The following is a 22,400-nucleotide window of genomic DNA, read 5'->3' on the forward strand; positions in this document are numbered from 1 at the left end:
TGGCCGCCCGCTTGGGACGCGCGCCCCGCTGAGCGGAACCGACCGCCCGCTGCCCCCGCTTTCCTCTCCCGGTTCTTCGGTGTTGTGGCCGCGTTGAAGGCGCTGCGCCCTCTCGCCCTGGGGGGTTTCTCCAAGCCACCGCACAAATCCCCCTCCAGGGGTGGGGGATAGAGACCCTCGCCTCATCGGAACCGGAAACCACGGGAAGGAGGTCTGCCATGGCGACGTATGCGGATCCCTTGGCTTTGGTGGACACTCAGTGGGTGGCCGAGCATCTGGAGGACCCGAAGGTGCGGATCGTGGAGGTGGACTACGATCCGGCCAGCGCCTATGATCTGGGCCATATCCCGGGGGCGGTGCTCTTCGACTGGCGCAAGGACCTCAACGATCCGGTGCGGCGTGACATCGTAGGCAAAGAAGCCTTCGAGGCCCTCAACAGCCGGGCCGGCATCGCCAACGACACCACCGTGGTCCTCTACGGGGATTTCCGGAACTGGTTCGCGGCCTTCGCCTTCTGGATCTACAAACTCTACGGACATCCGGATGTCCGCCTGCTGAACGGCGGCCGCAAGAAGTGGATCGAGGAGAAACGGCCGCTGAGCGAGGAGATCCCCACCTACCCGCCCACGACCTATCGGGCCCTGGAGCCCGATTACCGCTATCGGGCCTTTCTGCCCTACGTGCTGAACGCCCTGGGGAAGCGAGGGGCGGTCCTGGTAGACGTGCGCTCGCCGGCGGAGTTCACGGGGGAGATCACCGCGCCGCCCGAGTATCCCAACGAGGCCGCTCAGCGCGGCGGCCACATCCCCGGCTCCATCAACATCCCGTGGTCCAAGGCCCTCAACGACGATGACACCTTTAAGGACCCGGAGGCGCTGCGACAGATTTACGAGGAGGCGGGGATCACGCCGGACAAGGAGATCATCACCTACTGCCGGATCGGCGAGCGCTCGTCGGTGACTTGGTTCGTGCTGCGCCACCTCCTGGGCTATCCCAACGTCCGCAACTACGACGGCTCATGGTCCGAGTGGGGGAACACCGTCGGCCTGCCGATCGAGCGGTGAAGGCATGCGGGGGAGGGGAGATGCGGATCGTCCGGACGGTGGATCTGCGGGCAGGGGTGGAGCTGTGCACGGACGCGCCCATCGGGCGGGTGCAGCAGGCCCTGACGGGCCTTGGCCCTGAGGAGGCGGTGGCGGTCCTGGTGAAAGGTTACGCCGACGAGTTCACGGTGACGACGTGGGCCCGGCGCCACGGCTACGCCGTCCTCGAAGTGCAGCACGAGGGCGAGGAGGCCCGCATCCTCCTCGCCCGGTCGCCCCAGCCCATCGCGGGGGGATGGCGGTGAGCGCCATCGATGCCCTGCTGCAGAACGCGCGGGCCGAGGCGGGCGGTTTCCGAAAGGGGGACCTGCCCGCCCGCCCGGCCAAAGGCCTGGCGATCGTGACCTGCATGGATGCCCGTATCGACGGGCATCGGATCCGGGGCTGGGCGGAGGGCGACGCCCACGTGATCCGGAACGCCGGAGGGGTGGTGACCGCGGACGTGATCCGATCGCTGGTGATCTCCCAGCGCCTGCTGGGGACCCGCGAGATCATGCGGATCCAGCCCACGGATGGTGGGATGCTGACCTTCCGGGACGATGACCTGAAGGATCGCATCGAGGCCGAGGTGGGCATGCGTCCCCCTTTTGCTTTCGAGGCCTTCCGCGATCTGGAGGAGAACATCCGCCAGTCGATCCGCCGCCTCCGCGCCAGCCCGTTCCTGCCCCACAAGGATGGGATCCGCAGCTTCGACGTCCGGACCGGTCAGCTGCGCGAGGTCATATAACCTGGTAGTTCCGGCGGAGGAGGGGACCATGGTGCTCTGGAGGCCTGATCCCAGTTTTTATCCCTCGCCACGGTTGGCCATGCAGGCGCCACCGGAACGGTTGGCCTACGTGGCGGCGCTGAACCCGAACCCCACCGACGGCCGGCCGGACGCCATCGCTGTGGTGGACGTCGATCCGCGCTCGTCGACTTACGGTCAGGTCGTCGGCCGGACGGAGCTGCCCTACACGGGCGACGAGCTCCACCACTTCGGCTGGAATGCGTGCAGTTCGGCCCTCTGCCCCTACGCGCCCCATCCCCATGTAGAACGTCGCTACCTGATCGTGCCCGGCCTGCGCTCCTCTCGGATTTACATTTTGGACACCCGTCCGGATCCCACCCGCCCGCGGGTGGTGAAAGTCATCGCGCCGGAGGAAGTAGCCGCCCGGGCAGGTTACTCCCGCCCGCACACGGTCCACTGCGGCCCGGATGGGATTTACCTCAGCGCCTTGGGGAACCCCGATGGGGATGGCCCTGGGGGGATCTTTGTCTTGGACCACTACACCTTCGAGGTTCTGGGCCGATGGGAGGTCAACCGCGGGCCCCAGTTCTTGGCCTACGATTTCTGGTGGCATCTGGGCCACGATGTGTTGATCACCAGCGAGTGGGGCACCCCCCGCATGGTGGAAGGGGGCGTGGATGTGGAGGCGCTCCTCAACGGCCGCTACGGCCATCGTTTGCACATCTGGGACCTGCGCCGACGTCGCCATCTCCAAGCCCTCGACTTGGGGGTGGAACACCAGATGGTCCTTGAGCTCCGGCCGGCCCACGATCCGACCAAGGCCTACGGCTTCGCCGGGGTGGTCCTCTCGCGGAAGGATCTCTCAGGCTCCGTCTGGCTGTGGTATCGGGAGAACGGGGCCTGGGCGGTCCGCAAGGTCATTGAGATCCCTGCGGAGCCCGCTCCACCCGACCAACTGCCGCCCCTTCTGAAGGACTTCAAAGCGGTTCCTCCCCTGGTGACCGATATCAACCTTTCCCTGGACGATCGTTTCCTTTACGTGTCCTGCTGGGGGACGGGGGAGCTCCGCCAGTATGACGTCTCTGATCCGTTCCACCCTCGGCTGACCGGCTCTGTCCGCTTGGGCGGGATCGTGGCCCGGGCCCCGCATCCCCGGGACCCGGCACAGCCCTTGAACGGGGGACCCCAGATGGTGGAGATCAGCCGGGATGGCCGTCGGGTTTATGTGACCAACTCCCTGTATTTGCCGTGGGATCCCCTCTTCTATCCGGACGGCATCCGCGGCTGGCTGGTGAAGCTGGAGGCGGACCCGGCGGGGGGGTTGGCCGTCGACCCCACGTTCTTCGTGGCTTTTGATGGCTATCGCCCGCATCAGGTGCGGTTAGAGGGGGGCGACGCCTCCTCGGATTCCTTCTGCTATCCGTAGCGGGTCGCAACCCCATGGGGGCGTGGGTCGGCCTCTTCCTGTTGGGCGCCTATCATGGGCTGAACCCTGGGATGGGGTGGCTCTTTGCCGTTGCGCTGGGGCTTCAGGAACAGCGCCGGGCTGCGGTGGCGAAGGCCCTCGTCCCCATGGCCATCGGCCATATGCTGGCCGTGGGCGCGACGGTGGGTTCTGTGGTGGGGATGGGCGCCTTTCTTCCTTCTCAGGCGCTACGGCTCTTGGCGGCCGCCCTGCTCATCGGGTTCGGGGTCTACCGGTTGGTTCGCATGCGGCATCCGCGTTGGGTGGGCATGCGGGTCGGTCCGGGGGCGCTGATCGGGTGGTCGTTCCTGGTGGCCTGGAGCCATGGAGCCGGGTTGATGCTGGTGCCCTTCCTGTTGGGCCTGACCTCGCGGTGCATCCCAACCCCCCTGTCCTCCATGCCCACCGTCGGCAATCCATGGCTGGAGGGGATCCGGGCCATCGGTCTGCATACGGCAGGCTACGGGGCGGCCCTCGGCCTGGTGGCTTGGGTCGTTTACGAGGGGATCGGCTTGGCCCCTTTGCGTCGGCTTTGGATCAACTTCGACCGCCTTTGGGCGATGACGCTGATCGCCACCGGGCTGCTCACCCCCTTGCTCTAAATCCACCGGCATCGGGATCCGGGCGGATCCCGGCGGCTGGGTGCCGGCCTGGGGCCGCCCCGCCCGTCTCCGAATGCCAGGCCCTCGCCCAGGAGGCCCGCTTTGTTCCTCCCGGCACGGAGGGTTGACACCCCCTCTCTTTGTGGTAGAATGAACAAAAGCCTGTCGGGAGGGACCGCGGATGGCGACCCTTCTGGGCTATGTGCCGATCCTCACCCTGCTTCTGGTCAGCGGGGGGATTGCGGGAATCGCCCTGCTGGCCCCCCGGTTCCTGGCCCCTCACCGACCTACCCGTCGCAAACATCTGCCCTACGAGTCTGGCATGGTTCCCATCGGGCCAGCTCAGCGACGCTTTCCGGTTAAATTCTATCTTGTTGCCCTTTTATTCATCCTGTTTGATGTCGAAATTATTTTCTTTTATCCATGGGCGTTGCAGTTGCGGGCCTTGAGGGGCCTGGCCTTAGGGGAGATGGCCCTTTTTGTGTCGATCCTGGTGATCGGGTATGTCTACGCCTGGCGGAAGGGGGCGTTCGAATGGGAGCGGTGAGGGAGCCGGTGGCGCTGGCGACGGCGGGGGCGAAGACCGGGGAGATAGGGGTGGTGGTGACCACCCTGGAGGAGGCGCTGGAGTGGGTGGCGGCCTGGGGGCGCACCCGGGCGATGTGGCCCTTGCTGTTCGGGCTGGCCTGCTGCGCCATTGAGATGATGGCCACCCAGGCCAGCCACTACGACCTCTCCCGCTTCGGCATGGAGATCATGCGGGCCTCCCCGCGCCAGGCCGATCTGATGATTGTGGCCGGGCGGGTGAGCCGGAAGATGGCCCCGGTGGTGCGCCGCCTCTACGACCAGATGACCGAGCCCAAGTGGGTGATCGCCATGGGGGATTGCGCTTCGACGGGCGGGGTGTTCAACAACTACGCCATCGTCCAAGGGGTGGATGAGATCATCCCGGTGGACGTCTATGTCTCCGGGTGCCCCCCGCGTCCCGAGGGGCTGATCGATGGGATCATCCGGCTCCACGAGAAAATCCGCAGGGGAGGCCGCGGCCGGTAAGGCCCGACCGCCCCGCCGTGCGGGAGGACCTCATGACCATCGACCGCGTGATCGAGAAGGTGCGGGAGCGCTTCGGCGAGGCTGTGGAGGAGGTCATCGAGTTCCGCGGGGAGACCACCCTGGTGGTCCGGCGCGAGGCCCTGGTGGAGATCTGTCGTTTCCTGCGGGACGATCCGGAGAGCCGCTTCAATTTCCTGTCGGATCTCTGCGCGGTGGACTACTGGCCGGACCGGCCGCGCTTCGCGGTCAATTATCATCTCTACTCCCTTCCGCACAACATGCGGCTGCGGGTGAAGGTGTTCCTAGAGGAGGAGGACCCCGTGGTCCCCACGGTGACGGGGGTCTGGCCCACCGCCAACTGGCACGAGCGGGAGACCTACGACCTCTTCGGGATCCGGTTCGAGGGGCATCCGGACCTGCGCCGCATCCTGCTGCCGGAGGACTGGGAAGGACATCCGCTGCGCCGGGATCATCCCCTGGTGGTGGAGCCCGCCCAGTTCTCGTTCAACTGGCGTGAGATCGACGCCCGCAAGCCCTACGCCCGGGAGTGAAGGGACGATCCGAGGGGGAGAGGCCACCCAATGGCCATCCGGGAAGGCGACGTCCAGGCGTTCACGCTGGAGCAGTTGAAGCACCTGGTCTCGGAGCGGGCCCTGAAGGGGGAGACCCTCCTGATCAACATCGGCCCGCAGCACCCCAGCACCCACGGCGTGCTTCGCCTGCTGGTGGAGCTGGATGGGGAGACCGTCGTCTCGGTGGTGCCCGACATCGGCTACCTGCACACGGGCATCGAGAAGACCTGCGAGTCGAAGACCTACACCAAGATCATCCCGCTGACCGACCGCATCGACTATCTCTCCCCTATGTCCAACAACCTGGCCTACGTCATGGCCGTCGAGAAACTGATGGGGGTGGAGGTCCCCCTGCGGGCGCAATACATCCGGGTGATCCTCACCGAGCTCCAGCGCATCGCCAGCCACCTGGTCTGGCTGGGGACTCACGCCTTGGACATCGCGGCGATGAGTGTGTTCCTCTACTGCTTCCGCGAGCGGGAGATGATCCTGGACATCTTCGAGATGGTCTCCGGCCAGCGGATGATGGTCTCCTACTTCCGGGTCGGCGGGCTGTGGCGAGATGTTCCGGAAGGGTTCGAGGAGGCGGTGCGGGCCTTCCTCCGGCTCATGCCCGCCCGCATCGACGAATACGAGCGGCTGCTGAAGCGCAACCCCCTCTGGCTTCAGCGGACCAAGGGGGTGGGGGTGATCTCCCCGGAGGAGGCCATCGCCTGGGGGGTGACAGGGCCCTCCCTGCGGGGCTCGGGGGTGAACTACGACGTGCGCAAGGCGCAGCCCTATTCGTGTTACGACCATTTCGAGTTCGACGTGCCCCTGGGGGAGAACGGGGACGTTTACGATCGCTTCATGGTGCGCCTCGAGGAGATGCGCCAGAGCCTGCGCATCATCGACCAGGCCCTCCGGCGCCTGCCCAAAGGGCCCTACATCACCCCCGACCGCAAGGTGACCCCCCCGCCCAAGGAGGAACTGGCCTGGAGCATGGAGGCCCTGATCCATCATTTCAAATTCTGGACGGAGGGCTTCTCCCCGCCCCCGGGCGAGGTCTACCATGCCGTCGAGTCGCCGCGGGGGGAGTTCGGCGTTTACATCAACAGCGATGGCTCCCCGAAGCCGCGCCGGGTCCATTTCCGAGCCCCCTCGTTCGTGAACCTGCAGGCCCTCCCGATCATGGCCAAGGGCGGCCTGGTGGCCGACCTCGTGGCCATCATCGGCAGCATCGACATCGTGCTCGGGGAGGTCGACCGCTGAGCGGCAGCAGCAGACTCCTTTCCGGAGGCTGGCCCATGCCCGAGGTCGTCATCCGGGGTCGACGGATGTTTTACGAGGCGTGCGGGGAGGGGTTCCCCGTGCTCTTCGGGCACAGTTATCTGTGGGACGCCGGGATGTGGGCGCCCCAGGTGGAGGCCCTCTCCCGGACCTACCGCTGTATCGTCCCGGAGATCTGGGCCCACGGCCGCTCCGACCTCCCACCGGCTTCCCCCTATTCGGTGGACGCCCTGGCGGAGGATCTGTGGGCCTTCGCCCAGGCCCTGGGGCTGGAGCGCTTCGCCGTGGTGGGGCTCTCGGTCGGGGGGATGTGGGGCATGCGCCTGGCCCTGGCCCATCCCGAGGCGGTGGCCGCCCTGGTGCTGATGGACACCGACGCCGGGGAGGAGCCGGAGGAATCCCGCCAGCGTTACTTCGCCATGATGGCGATGGTGGAGCAGGCGGGGGCGCTGCCGCCGCCGCTGCTGGAGGCCCTGGTGCCCTTCTTCTTCTCGCCGGCCACCGTGCAGCGGAACCCGGATCTGGTCGCCCGCTTCCAGGCCTCCCTCGCCGCCATCCCACCGGAGCGGCTGCCCGGCATCCTGGCGGTGGGCCGGGGCATTTTCAGCCGCTCCTCGGTGCTGGACCGGCTGGGGGAGATCCGGGCGCCGACGCTGGTGGTGGTGGGGGCCGATGACGTCTCGCGCCCGCCCCACGAGGCGGAGCGGATGGCCCGGGCCATCCCCGGGGCACGTCTGGAGATCATCCCGGGGGCCGGCCACATCGTCAACCTGGAACGCCCGGAGGTCGTGACGCCGCTGCTGGAGGCGTTCCTGAGAGAGGCGTTGCGGAGGGCCGCATGACCGCACAGGGCCAGTTGACCCAGCGATACGCCCGCCAGATCCTGGACGCCGCGCGGGCCGTGGCCGGCCCGGAGGCGTGGGCGGAGGCCATCGGACGGGCCGGCCTGGAGCGCTACCGGGAGACGCTGCCGCCGCCCAGCCCGGAGCCCGGGGTGACCTTCGCGGAGATCTCGGCCTTTTGCGCCGGGCTTCGGGAGCGCCTCAGTCCCCAGGGGGGTATTTTGCTCCGCCGCATCGGCCACGAGACCCTGCGGCGGGACCTCGAGGCCTATGGCTGGGTGGCCCACCTCCTCCGACTGATCTCCTCCGTTCTCCGGGCGCCCCGGGAGCGGGTCTACAACGCCGTCCAGCGGGCCGCCACGGTGGTCCGCACCGAGACCGGGTCCACCCCTCGGGTCTGGCGGGAAGGGGAGCGGATCTATTGGGAGAACCCCTCCTGCCCTTACTGCGTGGGCCTCTCGTGTGGGGAGCCGTGCTGTGACCTCCCCGCCGGGGTGCTGGAGGCTCTCGTGGCCTGGGTGCTGGAGCGGCCGGTGGAGACGGTGCGGGTGGTCGAAGAGACCTGCCGGGGGATGGGCGCGCCCGCCTGTCGCTATCGCATCGAATGGTGAGCGGAGGTGGGGATGCTCCGGGAGAAATACGCGCAGGAGATCGCAGCCATCCTGGCCCGGTATCCGGTGAAGCGCTCGGCGGTCCTCCCGCTGCTCTACCTGGTCCAGCGGGAATACGGCTACTGCACCGAGGAGGGCATCCGGGAGGTGGCCGACATCGTGGGGGTCAGCCCCACCCAGGTCCGGGGGGTGGTGGGCTTCTATTCGCTGTTTTACGATCGCCCTATCGGCCGCCATCTCATCCAGATCTGCGACGACCTGCCGTGCGCCCTACGGGGGGCGGACGAGTTGGTCGCCCACGCCGCCCGCCGGCTGGGGGTCCGGCCCGGGGAGACCACGCCGGACGGCCGGTTCACGCTGGAGACGGTGATGTGCATCGGGGCGTGCCACCGGGCGCCGGCCATGCAGGTCGATCTGGAGTTCGTGGAGAACGTCACCCCAGAGGTCTTCGATCAGGTGATCGCCGATCTCTCTCGGGACGGGACGTGATGGGGCGCTACATCCTGCTGCGACATCGGGAGATCCCGGACCTGCACCGGCTGGAGGTCTACGTCCGCCACGGCGGCTATGAAGCCTGGCGCAAGGCCCTGACGGCGATGACCCCGGAGCAGGTGATCGAGGAGGTCAAGGCGGCGGGGCTGCGCGGGCGGGGCGGCGCGGGCTTTCCCACCGGGCTGAAGTGGTCCTTCGTCCCGAAGGACGTGTTCCCCAAATACGTGGTGGTCAACGCCGATGAGTCGGAGCCCGGGACCTTCAAGGACCGGGAGTTGATGGAGGGCAACCCCCATCAGGTGATCGAGGGGGCGCTGCTGGCCGCCTACGCCATCCGGGCCGAACGGGTCTACATCTACGTGCGAGGGGAATACCGCTCGGTGGCCCGCCGGCTGGAGGCGGCCCTCGCCGAGGCCTACCCGGCCGGCTTCATCGGCCGGGACGTCCTGGGGAGCGGATACTCGGTGGAGGTGGCCGTCCATCTGGGGGCGGGGGCCTACATCTGCGGCGAGGAGACGGCCCTGCTGGAGTCCTTGGAGGGCAAGATCGGCCACCCACGGGTGCGCCCGCCCTTCCCAGCCACCTACGGCCTTTACGGGAAGCCCACCGTGGTCAACAACGTGGAGACCCTGGCCAACGTGCCGCCCATCATCGCCCGCGGGGCGGCCTGGTATCGGACGATGGGCACCGAGAAGAGCCCCGGGCCCAAGATCTTCTGCCTGAGCGGCCGGGTGCGGCGGCCCGGCAATTACGAGGCCGAACTGGGGAAGATCACCTTCCGGGATCTGATCTTCGGGGAGGAATACGGGCAGGGCCTTTTGGGGGAAGGGCGGTCAGTGAAGGCGATCCTCCCGGCGGGGGCCTCGGCGCCGATGCTGCCGGCCTCCGCCCTGGACACGCCCCTCGACTACGAATCCGTGCAGGCTGCCGGCTCCATGCTCGGGTCGGCCTCCGTCATCGTGCTGGACGACACGGTGGACATCGTGTGGGCGGCCTACAAGATGGTGCGGTTCTTCCAGCACGAGTCGTGCGGCAAGTGCACGCCGTGCCGGGAGGGAACCTACTGGCTGCGGCGAGTTTACGAGCGCCTCGTGGCGGGTCGGGGGCGCCCGAAGGACCCTGAGCTGCTGGAGAGCATCGCCCGCCAAATGGCGGGCAAGAACCTGTGCCCTCTGGGGGATTTCGCCACCAGCCCGGTGCTCTCCAGCCTGCGCCATTTCCGCCAGGAATATGAGGCCTACCTCCGGGCGGCGGCCGAGGTCGCGGCCCCGGCCGGCGGGCGCTGAAGGAGCGATGGGATGGGCGGAACGGTGCGCATCTTCATCGACGATCGTCCGGTAGAGGTGCCCCCGGGCACCCTGGTGGTAGACGCCGCCAAGCGGGCGGGCGTCGACATCCCCGTCTTCTGTTACCACCCCAAACTGGAGCCGGCGGGGATGTGCCGGATGTGCCTGGTGGAGGTGGGGACGATCCAGGTCGACCCCCACACCCGCCAGCCGCTCCGGGACGTAGAGGGGCGGCCGGTGGTGCAGTGGATGCCCCGCCTGCAGACGGCCTGCACGACCCGCGTCGCCGAGGGCATGGTGGTGCGGACGAACACCCTGCAGGTCCAGGAGGCCCAGCGGGCGATCCTGGAGTTCCTCCTCACCAGCCACCCGCTGGACTGCCCGATCTGCGACAAGGGCGGGGAGTGCCCGCTGCAGAACCTCACCGTGCGCTACGGCCCCGCCGAGTCCCGCTTCGATTACGCGGACAAGATGCGGCAGGAGAAGCGGGTGCCCCTGGGCGACCTGATCATCCTGGACCGGGAGCGGTGCATCCTGTGCGGCCGGTGCATCCGGTTCCAGGAGGAGATCGCCGACGACCCGGTGCTGGGGTTCTCCGATCGCGGGCGCGGCATGGAGATCATCACCTTCTCCGATCCCCCCTTCGCCAGTTATTTCTCGGGGAACACCACCGACATCTGCCCGGTGGGGGCGCTCACCACCACGGATTTCCGGTTCCGCGCCCGGCCCTGGGAACTGACCCCCATCCCCAGCCTGTGCGCCCATTGCCCGGTGGGCTGCAACATCACCCTCGAGGTCCGGCCCTCGGCCCGCAAGGGCGGCTGGGACATCCTGCGGGTGATGCCCCGCCAGCACGAGGCGGTGAACGAGATCTGGATCTGCGACAAGGGGCGCTTCGTCCACCACTTCGCCACGGCGGAGGACCGCCTGCGGCAGCCGCTGGTGCGCCGGGATGGGGCGCTGGCCCCGGCCTCCTGGGAGGAGGCCCTGGAGCGGGTGGCCCAGGCCCTCCGGCAGGCGGGGGCCGGCGCAGCGGGGATCATCGGGGATCGCCTGCCCAACGAGGACCTCTATCTGTTCCGCCGCCTGTTTGAGGAGGTCCTGGGCTCCCCCTGGGTCACCATGGATCCGCCGGTCTTCGGCGGGGAGGCGGTGGCCCGCTATGGGGTCGGCGTGGGGACGGATTTCGGACGGATGGGGCGGGGGAGCCTGATCGTGGTGATGGCTGGGGACCTGGAGGAGGAGGCCCCCATCTGGTTCCTGCGGGTGCGGGGGGCGGTGCGGCGGGGCGCCCGCCTGATCGTCGCCGGGGGCCGGCCCCAGAAGGCAGAGCGTTACGCCGACCCGGTCCTCCGCTACCGCTACGGGACCGAGGCCCTGGTGCTCCTGGGCGCCCTGCGGGCCCTCCTGGAGCAGGACCGGATCCCGCCGGCGGTCCGGGATCGGCTGGACGGCCTGGAGGTCCTGCGGGCTCGCGTGGCGACGTATCCGTGGGAGGCCCTCGAGGTGCGGACCGGGCTCCCGCGGGCGGCGATGGAGGCCCTTGCCGAAGCGGTGGCGGAGGCTGAAAATGTGGTCTTCGTCTTCGGCCGCGAGGGTGTGGTGGACGGCGAGGCTTTCGTGGGGATGGCCGCGGATCTGCTGGCCATCACCGGCCACGTGGGCCGCCCCCACAACGGTTTGCTCCCCCTCTGGCCCCACGGCAACACCCAGGGGGCCCTGGATCTCGTCGGCGTCCGTCCGCTCCCGGCGGAGGTCCCGGTCCTCTACGTGGTCGGCGCGGACCCGGCGGGGGACGGCCGGCCGATGCCCCGGGCGGGCTTCCGGGTGGTCCAGGAACTGTTCCTGACCGAGACGGCACGGATGGCCGACGTGGTGTTGCCGGCCCAGAGCTGGGCGGAGCGGGAGGGCACCTTCACCAGCGCCGAGCGCCGCGTGCAGCGGTTCTACAAGGCGCTGCCGGCCCTCGGGGAGGCCCGGGGGGATTGGGAGATCTTCGTGGATCTGGCCCTGCGCCTGGGGGCGGGCTGGCGTTACTTCTCCCCCGAGGCGGTGATGGATGAGATCGCCCGCCAGGTTCCGCGCTATCGGGGGATGGATTATGCGGCGCTGGCCCGGACCGAGCCCCAGTGGCCCCCGGTGGGCACCTCCCGGGAGCTGTATTTCGGCGGGACCGCCCGCCCGAACGAGGGCGGGCTGGGGCGGGTCTGGCCGACGGAGGCGGAGGCGCCGGGGGCCCGCTGGCCCCTGTTCTGGAAAGACCCGGAGATCCCGCCGGAGGACGCCCTGATGGTGGTGCCGGTCCGGCGCCTGTATGCCCAGGGGACGTTGATCGAGCGGACCCCGCATCTGCGGAACCAGATGGTGGCGCCGACCGTCGGGATGCATCCGGAGACCGCCCGGCGCCTGGGGATTGCGGCGGGCCAGCCGGCGGTCCTGCGGGCCAACGGCCGGGCGCTGACCTTGCGGGCCCAAGTGGATCTCTCAGTGCCCCCCGGGGTTTTGCGGGTGCCCGCCCAGGGGGCGCCCCGGGCGGAGGTGGTGGAGGCCCTTCAGATCGAGATCGAGGCGGGGGTCCGGGATGGCGCTGTTCTTCGTTGAGGCCCTGATCAAGAGCGCGGTCCTGGTCCTGTTGTTGCTGACCGGCTTCGCCTATCTCACCCTGGCCGAGCGGAAACTGGTGGCCGACTTCCAGGCCCGCATCGGCCCGAACCGGGCCGGCCCCTATGGGCTGCTCCAGCCGGTGGCCGACGCGGTCAAGTTGTTTTTCAAAGAGGATTTCGTCCCCACCGACGCCGACCGCGTCCTGTTCGTGCTGGCGCCGGTGATCACCCTGGTGCCGGCGGTGCTGATCTTCGCCGTGATCCCCTTCGGGCCGGAGGTGACCCTGTTCGGCCGGCGGACCCGCCTGCAGCTGACCGACCTCAACGTGGGGGTCCTCTACCTCGTGGCCATCACCTCCATCAGCGTCTATGGGGTGACGCTGGCCGGGTGGGCATCCAACAACAAGTTCGCCCTCCTGGGGGGGATCCGGGCGGCGGCTCAGATGATCAGTTACGAGCTGGCCATGGGGTTGGCGGTGGTCAGCGTGGTCCTGACGGCGGGGACCCTCCAGGTCAGCGGCATTGTGGAGTTCCAGCGGCAGGGATGGTTGCTCTTCTACCAGCCGCTGGCCGCCGCCATCTTCTTCATCACCGGCCTGGCGGAGATCAAGCGGGCGCCCTTCGACCTGGTGGAGGCGGAGCAAGAACTGACGGCCGGCTATCTCACCGAATACAGCAGCATGAAGTTCGCGCTGTTCTTCATGGCCGAATACGTCAAGATGATCGGCTTCAGCGCCCTGATGGCCACCTTCTTCATGGGCGGCTACCTGGGCCCCTTCGTGGACATGTATCCGGCCCTGGGGGTGGTCTACTTCACCCTCAAGGTCACCTTCCTGTTGTTCGTGCTGATCTGGATCCGGGCCACGCTCCCGCGCATCCGCTACGACCAGTTGATGCGGCTGGGCTGGAAGGTCCTCCTCCCCCTCGCCCTGGCCAATGGGATGGCCACCGCCGTCGTTATCGCGCTGGTGGGGTGAGGGGGCGGGGCGCGGCCTGGAGGGGATGTCCCACCGGCGAGCGGGGTGAGCCATGCTGATCGAACTGTTCCGCGGCTTGTTCACGACGCTGCAGGAGTTCATCCAGACCAACCTGCGGGGGCCCGTGACCTATCCCTACCCGGAGGTCCGGCGCCCGTTGCGCACGCGCTTTAAGGGGGTGCATGAGCTGCGTCGCTACAGCAACGGCCTGGAGCGGTGCATCGGCTGCGCCTTGTGCGCGGCCGCCTGCCCGGCGGACGCCATCTATGTGGAGGCGGGGGAGAACACCGACCAGGAGCGCTACTCTCCCGGCGAGCGCTACGCGCGGGTTTACGAGATCAACCTCCTGCGCTGTATCTTCTGCGGCTACTGCGAGGACGCCTGCCCGACCAACGCCATCGTGCTGACGGACAAGATCCCGCCCGCGGGCTACACCCGGGAGTCCTTCATCGTGACCAAGGCGCAGCTCTTGGTGCCGCCCCCGCCGGGGATCCCTGGCACGCCCCAGCGGACCACGGACCCGGCCCTCCGCACCCGGTCGATCTGGGAGGAGGGGCTGGTGAACGAGCCCGTGTGAGAAGGCTGCCGCCCGTTGCGGCCCATGGAGGGAACGAGCGTGGGGGAATGGATTGCGTTTCTCGTCCTGGCGGCGGTGGCCATCGCCACGGCCCTGGGGACGGTGGCCGTCCGGAACGCGGTGCACAGCGCCCTGTTCCTGGTGCTCAACCTGCTCACCGTGGCCGCCTTTTATCTGCTGCTGAACGCTCCCTTCGTGGCCATGGTGCAGATCGCCGTCTACGCCGGGGCGGTGATGGTGCTTTTCCTGTTCGTGATCATGATGCTCGGGGCGGAGCGGGTCAGCGGTGCCCCCGGGATGCGGTGGCAGATCCCGCTGGCGCTGGCCTGGGGCGGGATCCTGATCGGAGGGATCCTGTTCGCGTTCCTGCAGGCCCCCATGGAGCTCCCGCCGGCGGGCAGCCCCCCGGCGCCCCTGGGGGATCCGGCGGCCATCGGCGGGCGGCTGCTGACGACCCACGCGCTGCCCTTTGAGGTCACCTCGGTGCTGCTGCTGATCGCCATGGTGGGCGTGGTGGTGCTGGCCCGCCATCACGGTTCGGGGGGCTGAGGGATGGTGACGCTGGCCCATTATCTGGCCCTGAGCGCGTTGCTGTTCGGGATCGGGGCGGTCGGCTTCCTGGTGCGCCGCAACGCCCTGATCCTTTTCATGTGCGTCGAGCTGATGCTCAACGCGGCCGGCCTGGCCTTTGTGGCCGCCTCCCGCTACCGCGGCCTCTTGGAGGGCCAGTTGGCGGTCTTCTTCGTGCTGGTGGTGGCCGCGGCGGAGGTGGCGGTGGGCCTGGCCCTGATGGTGGCCATCTTCCGCACCAAGCAAACCACCAACGTGGACGACCTGAGCAGCCTGCGGGGTTGAGAGGGGAAGACGATGGAGAGCCTCTTCGCCGGGTCGTGGCTAATCATCGCGTTCCCGCTGCTGGGCTTCTTGGTCAACCTGCTCTCCACCGGCCAGACCCGGGAGCGGACGGTCGGGGTGGTGGCCTCTGCGGCCGCCGCTGCGTCCTTCGGGACGTCGGCCCTGGTTTTCGCCGCGCTGCTCGCCCGGCCGCCGGAGGCCCGGATGGTGGAGGTGACCCTCTACCGCTGGGCGGCGGTCCCTCCGCTGACGGTGGAGGTGGGGCTGCGGATCGACCCCCTCTCGGCGACCATGGCCCTGCTGGTCACCCTGGTGGGGACGCTGATCCATGTTTACTCCATCGGCTATATGGCCGGCGATCCCTACGTCCGCCGCTTCTTTATGTTCCTCAACCTGTTCCTGGCCTCGATGCTGCTGCTGATCCTGGCGGACAACTTCCTGGTCCTCTTCGCGGGCTGGGAGCTGGTGGGACTGTGCTCGTATCTGCTGATCGGCTTCTGGTTCGAGGTCCCTTACAACGCGGGGGCGGGCCGCAAGGCCTTCATCGTGAACCGGATCGGGGACTTCGGCTTCACCCTGGGGCTGCTGCTGATCTTTTGGACCTTCGGCACTTTTCATTACGGGTCGATCTTCGAGGCGCTGGCCCGGCGCCCGCTGGAAGCCGGCCTGGCCACGCTGATGGCCCTGCTGCTGTTCGCGGGGGTGACGGGCAAGAGCGCTCAGATCCCGCTTTACGTGTGGCTGCCCGACGCGATGGCCGGTCCGACCCCTGTCTCGGCCCTCATCCACGCGGCCACCATGGTCACGGCCGGGGTCTACCTGATCCTCCGGGCCCAGCCCCTCTTCGCGGCGGCGCCCGCCGCCCAGGCGGTGATCACCCTGGTGGGGGCGGCCACTGCCCTGTGGGCGGCCCTCATCGCCGTGGGCCAGTTCGACATCAAGCGGGTGCTGGCCTTTTCCACCATCTCCCAGCTGGGTTCCATGGTGGCGGCCGCGGGGGCCGGGGCCGCGACGGCGGCCCTCTTCCATCTGGGCACCCACGCCTTCTTCAAGGCCCTGCTCTTCCTGGGGGCAGGTTCGGTGATCCACGCCCTGGCCCACGCCCACGGCGCCCACGGGGAGATCGACCCCAACGACATGCGGCGGATGGGCGGGCTGGCCCGGCGGATGCCCCTCACCTTCTGGACTTATGCGGTGGGGGCGGCGGCCCTGGCCGGGGTGCCCCCGCTGGCCGGGTTCTGGAGCAAGGAGGAGATCCTGACGGCCCTGGGGGAGAGGGGCGGATGGGCGACCATCGCCTCCGGGCTGCTGGTGGCGGCAGCCTTCCTCACGGCCTTCTATATGACCCGCCAGGTGATGCTGATCTTCGCGGGAGATCCGCGCAGCCCGGCTGCTGCCCATGCTGCCGAGAGCTCGGCGGTGATGACAGTCCCGCTTCTCTTCTTCGCGCTCTTCTCGATAGCGGCGGGGTGGGTCAACGCCCCCGGGGTCGCGGCCCTGGCCCGCTGGCTGGGCGCCGCGCACGAAACGACCTTCCATTGGGAATCGGCCCTCCCGACGGTCCTCATCACCGGGGCGGGGATCCTGCTGGCCTGGGCCCTCTATCGGCCGGGAGCGGGGCCCGAAGGGGTGGAAGATCCGCTGCAAGCGCGGCTGGACGGGCTGTTCGAGGCCCTTCGGGAGCGGCTCTACGTGGATGCGCTTTATCATTTCCTTTTCGTCCAGCCGTTCCAGGGGGTGGCGACGGCGGTGGCCACCCGCCTGGAGCCTTATGGGATCGACGGGGCGGTCCACGGGCTGGCCCGCGCGGTCGGGCGGGCGGCGGCGCTGGCCCGCCGCTGGAGCACGGGCTACGTGCGCCAGTATGGCCTCTCGGTGCTCCTCGGGGCGGCCCTCCTGGCCCTCTATGTCCTGGCGGCCCTTCGTTGATGCGCGACGAACATGGACGAGGCGATGGGCGATGACGGTTCCTCTTCTCACGGCGATGCTGGGGCTCCCCCTGGCGGGGGCGCTGGGGATCCTGGCGATCCCCCGGGATCGGGTCGGGGCGATCCGCTGGACAGCCCTGGGGACCAGCATGGCGGTCCTGGGGCTGGCCCTGGCGGTCCTGGTTGGCTTTGACCCTCAGCGGCCGGGGCTCCAGTTCGTGGAGCGCTGGGTCTGGGCCCCGGCCATCGGGGCGAGCTATATCGTGGGCGTCGACGGGATCAGCCTGTGGCTGGTCCTGCTGACCGCGCTGATCTTTCCCCTGGCCCTGGGCGCCTCGTGGACGATCGCGGAGCGGGTGAAGGAATACATGGCCTTGATGTTGCTTCTGGAGGCGGGGGTGCTGGGGGTGTTCCTGGCCCACGACCTCCTGCTGTTTTACATCTTCTGGGAGTTCACCCTGGTCCCCATGACCCTGCTGATCGGGATCTGGGGCGGCCCGCGCCGGGTTTATGCGGCGGTGAAGTTCTTCCTCTACACGATGGCCGGGTCGATCTTCATGCTGATGGGCATCATCGCCCTGTGGCTCCTCTCGCGGTCGTTGACGGGGACGGGGACCTTCGACCTGGATCGGATGGCCCGCCACGGGAGCCCCCTGCTCTCCCCGGAGGCGCAGCGCTGGCTTTTCGTGGCCTTCGGGCTGGCCTTCGCCGTCAAGGTGCCCATGTGGCCGTTCCACTCGTGGCTGCCGGACGCCCACGTGGAGGCGCCCACGGCTGGCTCGGTGATCCTGGCGGCGCTCCTGCTGAAGATGGGGGCCTATGGGTTCCTGCGGTTCAATTTCTCCCTGTTCCCGGCGGCGGCCCGGGCGCTGGCCCTGCCGGTGGCCGTCCTGGCGGTGGTGGCCATCCTCTACGGGGCCCTGGCCGCCTACGCCCAGGAGGACTTCAAGCGCCTGGTGGCGTTCTCCAGCGTCTCCCACATGGGCTTCGTGATGCTGGGGCTGGCCGCCCTCAACCCCCTGGGGGTCCAGGCGGCGCTGTTGCAGATGGTCAACCACGGCCTGAGCACCGGGGGGCTGTTCCTGCTGGTGGGGATGCTCTACGAGCGCACCCACACCCGGGACTTCCGGGCGCTCGGGGGGCTGTGGAAGGTCATGCCCCTTTACGGGGGGATCCTGATGGTGGTCGGCTTCTCGTCCATGGGGCTGCCGGGGTTGAACGGGTTCGTGGGGGAGTTCCTGATCCTCTTGGGGTCCTTCGGGGCGGCGGCCCTGGGGCCGGCGGCCCGTTGGCTGACGGCGGCGGCGGCCTTCGGGGTGGTGCTGGCGGCGGTCTACATCCTGACGATGCTGATGCGGGTGCTGCACGGGCCGCTGCCGCCGCGGTGGCAGGGGCTGCCCGATCTGGGGGGCCGGGAGCTGGCGATCATGGCGCCGCTGCTGGCCTTGATCCTCTTCATCGGTCTGTATCCCATGCCGTTCTTCGCCGCCATGGATGCCTCGGTGCGGCAGGCCCTGGCGGCCCTCTCGGGGGCCGCGCTGTCCACCCGTTGAGCCGGTGGCGCGGCCCCTCGGGCCTGGATGACGCCTCCTGGAGGAGCGTGGGATGACCTTGTTGCAAGCGTGGATCCCGCTGTTGCCGACGCTGGTCCTGACGGCCGGGGCCCTCGCCCTGATCCTCGCGGAGGCCTTCCGGCGGCCCGGTCCGACCCGGGGGATGGTGTGGGGGGCGTTGGGGATCGCCCTCGTGGGACTGGGCGTGGTAGGGGGGCTGTTGGCCTTGCTGCCGGGGGAGGGCCCTGGGGAGGGCTTCTCCGGGATGGTGCGCTGGGACCGCCCGGCCGGCGGGTTGAGCCTGGTCCTCCTGATCGGGACCGCCCTGGCGGTCTTGCTTTCGCGACGGTATCTGGTGGATCAAGGGCTGGACCGGGGGGAGTATTATGTGTTCCTGCTGCTGGCCGCCGCAGGGATGACGCTGATGGCTGTGGCCCAGGACCTGCTGGTGGTCTTCCTGGCGTTGGAGGGGCTCTCCATCCCCCTCTACGTGCTGGCCGGCTTCGCGCGGCCGCGGGCCGCGTCGGAGGAAGCGGCCCTGAAGTATTTCCTGCTGGGGGCCTTCGCCTCGGCCTTCCTGGTGTTCGGGATCGCGCTGATTTTCGCAGGTTCGGGGACCACCCAGTTGTCGGCGCTGGCGGGCAGGTTGCGAGCCCTGGAGGCAGGGGGTCGCCTTCTGGTCGGGATGGGGAGCGCCCTGGTGCTGGTGGCGCTGGGGTTCAAGGTGGCGGCGGTGCCCTTTCATTTGTGGACGCCGGACGTCTATGAGGGGGCACCCACGCCGGTGACGGCCTTCATGGCGGCGGCCACCAAGACGGCAGGGATGGCGGCCCTGATCCGGGTGTTCCTCATCGGCCTGGGGCCGGCGGCGGAGGTCTGGCATGGGCCGGTGGCGGCGATGGCGGCGGCGACCATGGTCGTCGGGAACGTCGTGGCCCTCCTGCAGCCGAACTTCAAGCGGATGATGGCCTACTCCAGCATCGCCCACGCCGGCTATCTGCTCCTCGGGTTGCTGGGGGCGCCGGGCCTGGCCCTGCCGGGGGTGCTCTTCTACCTGCTGGCCTACACCTTCGCCACCATGGGGGCCTTCGCGGTGGCGGTGGGGATGGCGGGGTCGGAGGGGGAGGATCCCTCCCTGGAGGCCTATGCGGGGGTGGCCCGCCGGGCGCCTGGCATGGGCACGGCGATGCTCTTGTTCATGCTCTCCCTGATCGGCGTGCCGCCCACGGCCGGCTTCTTCGCCAAGTTGCTGCTCTTCGCCGCGGCATGGCAGGGGGGATGGGCGGGCCTGGTGATCCTGGGGGGGATCACCACGGTGCTCTCGGCCTATTTCTATCTGCGGGTGGTGGTGGCGATGTGGATGGGCCGCGCCGAACGGGAGCGGACGCCGGTCCGCGACCCCTGGCTGCGCCTCTCGGTGGTCCTCTCGGGGCTGGCCACCCTCGTCCTCGGGATCCTCTGGGTGATGATGGGCGGGCTCTCGGTGTGAGGAGAAGCTGGAAAGGAGGGGATCCGGACCGACCCCACGGCCGCCTCCCGACCATGAGCTCATGCGCGCTCGATCTTGCCCCCCTTCCCCGGACCTCCAGCGGGAGAGCGCAAAGGCCATCGCCTCCGGCCTCTGCCATTGTCCGCGCGTTGGGTTCCCAGTATCATGGAAATCGGCCACGGGTCGGGCCGAGCGGGGTCCCGGCCTGGGGGATGATCGCACCGGGGCGGTGGGAAGCGGGGATGTTCGAGGGGCTGACCCAGAAGCTGCAAGGGATCTTCAACCGCCTGGGGCGGCGGGGGGTGCTCACGGAGGCCGACGTGGAAGCGGCCCTCCGGGAGATCCGCCTGGCCCTCCTGGAGGCCGACGTCCACTACGCCGTGGTCCGGGATCTCCTGGCCCGGGTGCGGGAACGGGCGGTCGGCGCCGAGGGGATCCGTAGCCTCACCCCCGCCCAGCAGGTGGTCAAGATCGTCTACGAGGAGCTGGTCGCCACCCTCGGGAGCCCCGCGCCCATCCGCTTGGACGGCCCGCCGCCCCATGGGGTGATGCTGGTGGGCCTGCAGGGCTCCGGCAAGACCACGACGGCGGCCAAGCTGGCCCTGCGCCTGCGCAAGGCCGGGCAGCGCCCCCTCCTGGTGGCGGCGGACGTCTACCGGCCAGCGGCAGCGACCCAGCTGGAGGTCCTCGGCCGCCAGCTGGGCCTCCCGGTTTACGCCGAGGGCCCAGGGGCCGACCCCGTGGACATCGCCCGGCGGGCGGTCCGGGTGGCCCGGGAGCAGGGCCACACCCTGGTCGTCCTGGACACCGCCGGCCGCCTGCACATCGACGACGAGATGATGGCGGAGCTGGAGGCCATCCGCGCCGCGGTGCGCCCCCAGGAGGTCCTCTTGGTGGTGGATGCGATGACCGGCCAGGACGCGGTGCGGGCCGCGGAGGCCTTCCACCGGCGCCTGGGGCTGACCGGGCTGATCCTCACCAAACTGGACGGCGACGCGCGGGGCGGGGCGGCCATCAGCATCCGGGCGGTCACCGGCGTGCCCATCAAGTTCATCGGGGTGGGGGAGAAGCCGGACCAGCTGGAGCCCTTCCAGCCGGAGGGGCTGGCCTCCCGCATCCTGGGCATGGGGGACGTGCGGGCGCTGATCCAGAAGGCCCAGGAGGCGGTGGAGGCCGAGAAGGCGGCGGAGATGGCCCGCAAGCTCTCCCGGGCGGAGTTCACCTTGGAGGACTTCCGGGAGCAGCTGCGCACGCTGCGCAAGATGGGGCCCCTCTCCCAGTTGCTGGAGCTGCTGCCCGGCTACGGGCAGATCGCCCGGACCTTCTCGCCGGAGGAGGCCGACCGGCGGTTCAAGCGGATCGAGGCCATCATCAACTCGATGACGCCGGAGGAGCGGCGCCACCCCGAGATCATCAACGCCAGCCGCAAGCGCCGCATCGCCCGGGGCAGCGGGACCACCGTCCAGGAGGTCAACCAGCTGCTCCAGGAGTTCCGCCAGATCCAGCGCCTGATGAAGCAGATGAAGTCCGGGAAGGGAGGGCTGCCCTTCCCCTTTCTCCGATCAGGAAAACTTTAAGACCGCGAGGGGGAGAATGGTTCGGATCCGACTGCAGCGGATGGGCAAGAAGCACGAGCCGACCTATCGGATCGTGGTCACCGATGCGCGGGCGCCCCGGGACGGGAAGTTCATCGAGATCATCGGCCATTACAACCCGCGCACGGAGCCGGAGACCATCGTGGTGAACGAGGCGCGGGCCCTCCACTGGCTGCGGGTGGGCGCCCAGCCGACGGAGGCGGTGCGCATCCTGTTCCGCAAGACGGGGACGCTGGCGCGCTTCGAGCGGCTGAAGGCCGGCGAGCCCCTGGAGGCGCTGGTCGCCGAGGCGACCGCCTTGGAGGCCGGGACCCGCACCTCGACCCGGTGAGGGGGCGGCGATGCGGACCTTCCTGGCCTTCGTGGCTCAGTCCCTGCTGGAGACCCCCGAGGCGGTCCAGATCCAGGAGGTCCGGCGGGGACCGGTGGTGAAATACATTATGAAAGTGCCCCCGGCCGAGATGGGGCGGCTGATCGGCCGGGACGGGCACCTGGCGGAGGCCATCCGCCAGGTGCTGCGGGCGGTCGCGCCGTCCCACCGGAAGGTGGACCTGCGGATCGAGCCGCTGGTGTGAGGGCGCCATCGGCGGCGACCCCCGGCCGACCTTCGCCCGGACCCCCAGAACCCGAGCGGCGCCGTCCCGATGCGCAAACCGCTCCCGCGTTTCCTGGCCGTGGCCCGGATCGCCCGTCCCTGGGGCGTCCGGGGCGAGATGAAACTGGAGATCCTGACGGATTTCCCCGAGCGGCTCCCGCGCCTCCAGCGGGTCTACATCGGGGAGGAGGCGATCCCCTACGAGG

General features: G+C 69.2%; 23 protein-coding genes and 2 pseudogenes. All 25 read left to right on the plus strand.

Translation table 11 applies throughout. The features are described 5' to 3' along the window. The first annotated feature begins 218 nt into the window (after positions 1-218). On the plus strand, positions 219-1,064 hold the full coding sequence (locus C4313_RS07180) for a sulfurtransferase (protein ID WP_352429189.1): 846 nt from the start codon (positions 219-221) through the stop codon (positions 1,062-1,064). A 20-nt stretch (positions 1,065-1,084) separates the two neighbouring features. Continuing rightward, entirely contained in the window at positions 1,085-1,348 is a 264-nt protein-coding gene (locus tag C4313_RS07185) for a hypothetical protein (protein ID WP_352429190.1), read from the plus strand. Then, on the plus strand, positions 1,345-1,830 hold the full coding sequence (locus C4313_RS07190) for a beta-class carbonic anhydrase (RefSeq protein ID WP_352429191.1): 486 nt from the start codon (positions 1,345-1,347) through the stop codon (positions 1,828-1,830). The genes C4313_RS07185 and C4313_RS07190 overlap by 4 nt, the downstream gene beginning before the upstream one ends. Before the next feature lie 28 nt (positions 1,831-1,858). Then, on the plus strand, positions 1,859-3,256 hold the full coding sequence (locus C4313_RS07195) for a selenium-binding family protein (protein WP_352429192.1): 1,398 nt from the start codon (positions 1,859-1,861) through the stop codon (positions 3,254-3,256). Between the two features lie 14 nt (positions 3,257-3,270). After that, entirely contained in the window at positions 3,271-3,897 is a 627-nt protein-coding gene (locus C4313_RS07200; RefSeq protein WP_352429193.1) for a hypothetical protein, read from the plus strand. 181 nt (positions 3,898-4,078) lie between these two features. Next, a complete protein-coding gene (locus C4313_RS07205) occupies positions 4,079-4,444 on the plus strand; it encodes an NADH-quinone oxidoreductase subunit A (protein WP_352429194.1) in 366 nt (121 codons plus the stop codon). Beyond that, positions 4,432-4,935: pseudogene (locus C4313_RS07210) on the plus strand (NADH-quinone oxidoreductase subunit B); the annotation flags it as partial. The gene C4313_RS07205 and the pseudogene C4313_RS07210, both read left to right, overlap by 13 nt. Before the next feature lie 47 nt (positions 4,936-4,982). After that, complete coding sequence (locus C4313_RS07215) at positions 4,983-5,501, plus strand: NADH-quinone oxidoreductase subunit C (RefSeq protein ID WP_352429196.1); 519 nt, start codon at positions 4,983-4,985, stop codon at positions 5,499-5,501. 30 nt (positions 5,502-5,531) lie between these two features. Further along, positions 5,532-6,773 (plus strand): NADH dehydrogenase (quinone) subunit D, encoded by a 1,242-nt coding sequence (gene nuoD, locus C4313_RS07220; RefSeq protein ID WP_352429197.1) that lies wholly within the window; start codon positions 5,532-5,534, stop codon positions 6,771-6,773. Between the two features lie 35 nt (positions 6,774-6,808). Continuing rightward, positions 6,809-7,633 (plus strand): alpha/beta fold hydrolase, encoded by an 825-nt coding sequence (locus C4313_RS07225; protein ID WP_352429198.1) that lies wholly within the window; start codon positions 6,809-6,811, stop codon positions 7,631-7,633. Continuing rightward, positions 7,630-8,244 (plus strand): 4-vinyl reductase, encoded by a 615-nt coding sequence (locus C4313_RS07230; RefSeq protein ID WP_352429199.1) that lies wholly within the window; start codon positions 7,630-7,632, stop codon positions 8,242-8,244. The genes C4313_RS07225 and C4313_RS07230 overlap by 4 nt, the downstream gene beginning before the upstream one ends. Before the next feature lie 12 nt (positions 8,245-8,256). Continuing rightward, on the plus strand, positions 8,257-8,733 hold the full coding sequence (nuoE, locus tag C4313_RS07235; RefSeq protein WP_352429200.1) for an NADH-quinone oxidoreductase subunit NuoE: 477 nt from the start codon (positions 8,257-8,259) through the stop codon (positions 8,731-8,733). Beyond that, positions 8,733-10,022: an NADH-quinone oxidoreductase subunit NuoF gene (nuoF, locus tag C4313_RS07240; protein ID WP_352429201.1), complete on the plus strand. Its 1,290-nt coding sequence runs from the start codon at positions 8,733-8,735 to the stop codon at positions 10,020-10,022. The genes nuoE and nuoF overlap by 1 nt, the downstream gene beginning before the upstream one ends. Before the next feature lie 12 nt (positions 10,023-10,034). Continuing rightward, on the plus strand, positions 10,035-12,623 hold the full coding sequence (gene nuoG, locus C4313_RS07245; RefSeq protein ID WP_352429202.1) for an NADH-quinone oxidoreductase subunit NuoG: 2,589 nt from the start codon (positions 10,035-10,037) through the stop codon (positions 12,621-12,623). Then, a complete protein-coding gene (gene nuoH, locus C4313_RS07250) occupies positions 12,604-13,602 on the plus strand; it encodes an NADH-quinone oxidoreductase subunit NuoH (RefSeq protein WP_352429203.1) in 999 nt (332 codons plus the stop codon). The genes nuoG and nuoH overlap by 20 nt, the downstream gene beginning before the upstream one ends. 52 nt (positions 13,603-13,654) lie before the next feature. After that, entirely contained in the window at positions 13,655-14,179 is a 525-nt protein-coding gene (locus tag C4313_RS07255) for a NuoI/complex I 23 kDa subunit family protein (protein WP_352429204.1), read from the plus strand. 39 nt (positions 14,180-14,218) lie between these two features. Next, entirely contained in the window at positions 14,219-14,728 is a 510-nt protein-coding gene (locus C4313_RS07260; RefSeq protein WP_352429205.1) for an NADH-quinone oxidoreductase subunit J family protein, read from the plus strand. Between the two features lie 3 nt (positions 14,729-14,731). Next, a complete protein-coding gene (nuoK, locus tag C4313_RS07265) occupies positions 14,732-15,034 on the plus strand; it encodes an NADH-quinone oxidoreductase subunit NuoK (protein ID WP_352429206.1) in 303 nt (100 codons plus the stop codon). A gap of 12 nt (positions 15,035-15,046) precedes the next feature. Further along, positions 15,047-16,963: an NADH-quinone oxidoreductase subunit L gene (gene nuoL / locus C4313_RS07270; protein WP_352429207.1), complete on the plus strand. Its 1,917-nt coding sequence runs from the start codon at positions 15,047-15,049 to the stop codon at positions 16,961-16,963. Between the two features lie 31 nt (positions 16,964-16,994). Further along, positions 16,995-18,515, plus strand: a complete 1,521-nt coding sequence (locus C4313_RS07275) for a complex I subunit 4 family protein (RefSeq protein ID WP_352429208.1) — start codon at positions 16,995-16,997, stop codon at positions 18,513-18,515. A gap of 52 nt (positions 18,516-18,567) precedes the next feature. Further along, positions 18,568-20,004, plus strand: coding sequence for an NADH-quinone oxidoreductase subunit N (locus C4313_RS07280; protein ID WP_352429209.1), 1,437 nt, complete (start codon positions 18,568-18,570; stop codon positions 20,002-20,004). Positions 20,005-20,246: 242 nt separating this feature from the next. Beyond that, positions 20,247-21,581 carry a signal recognition particle protein gene (gene ffh / locus C4313_RS07285; RefSeq protein WP_352429210.1) on the plus strand — a complete coding sequence of 445 codons (1,335 nt, stop codon included), beginning with the start codon at positions 20,247-20,249 and terminating at the stop codon, positions 21,579-21,581. 16 nt (positions 21,582-21,597) lie between these two features. Next, positions 21,598-21,930 (plus strand): 30S ribosomal protein S16, encoded by a 333-nt coding sequence (gene rpsP, locus C4313_RS07290; RefSeq protein ID WP_352429211.1) that lies wholly within the window; start codon positions 21,598-21,600, stop codon positions 21,928-21,930. A gap of 10 nt (positions 21,931-21,940) precedes the next feature. Continuing rightward, a complete protein-coding gene (locus tag C4313_RS07295) occupies positions 21,941-22,174 on the plus strand; it encodes a KH domain-containing protein (protein ID WP_352429212.1) in 234 nt (77 codons plus the stop codon). A 69-nt stretch (positions 22,175-22,243) separates the two neighbouring features. Continuing rightward, a pseudogene (locus C4313_RS07300) lies at positions 22,244-22,400 on the plus strand (ribosome maturation factor RimM); the annotation flags it as partial.

Origin of the sequence: Thermoflexus sp., from assembly GCF_040289485.1 — a bacterium.
GTDB lineage: Bacteria > Chloroflexota > Anaerolineae > Thermoflexales > Thermoflexaceae > Thermoflexus.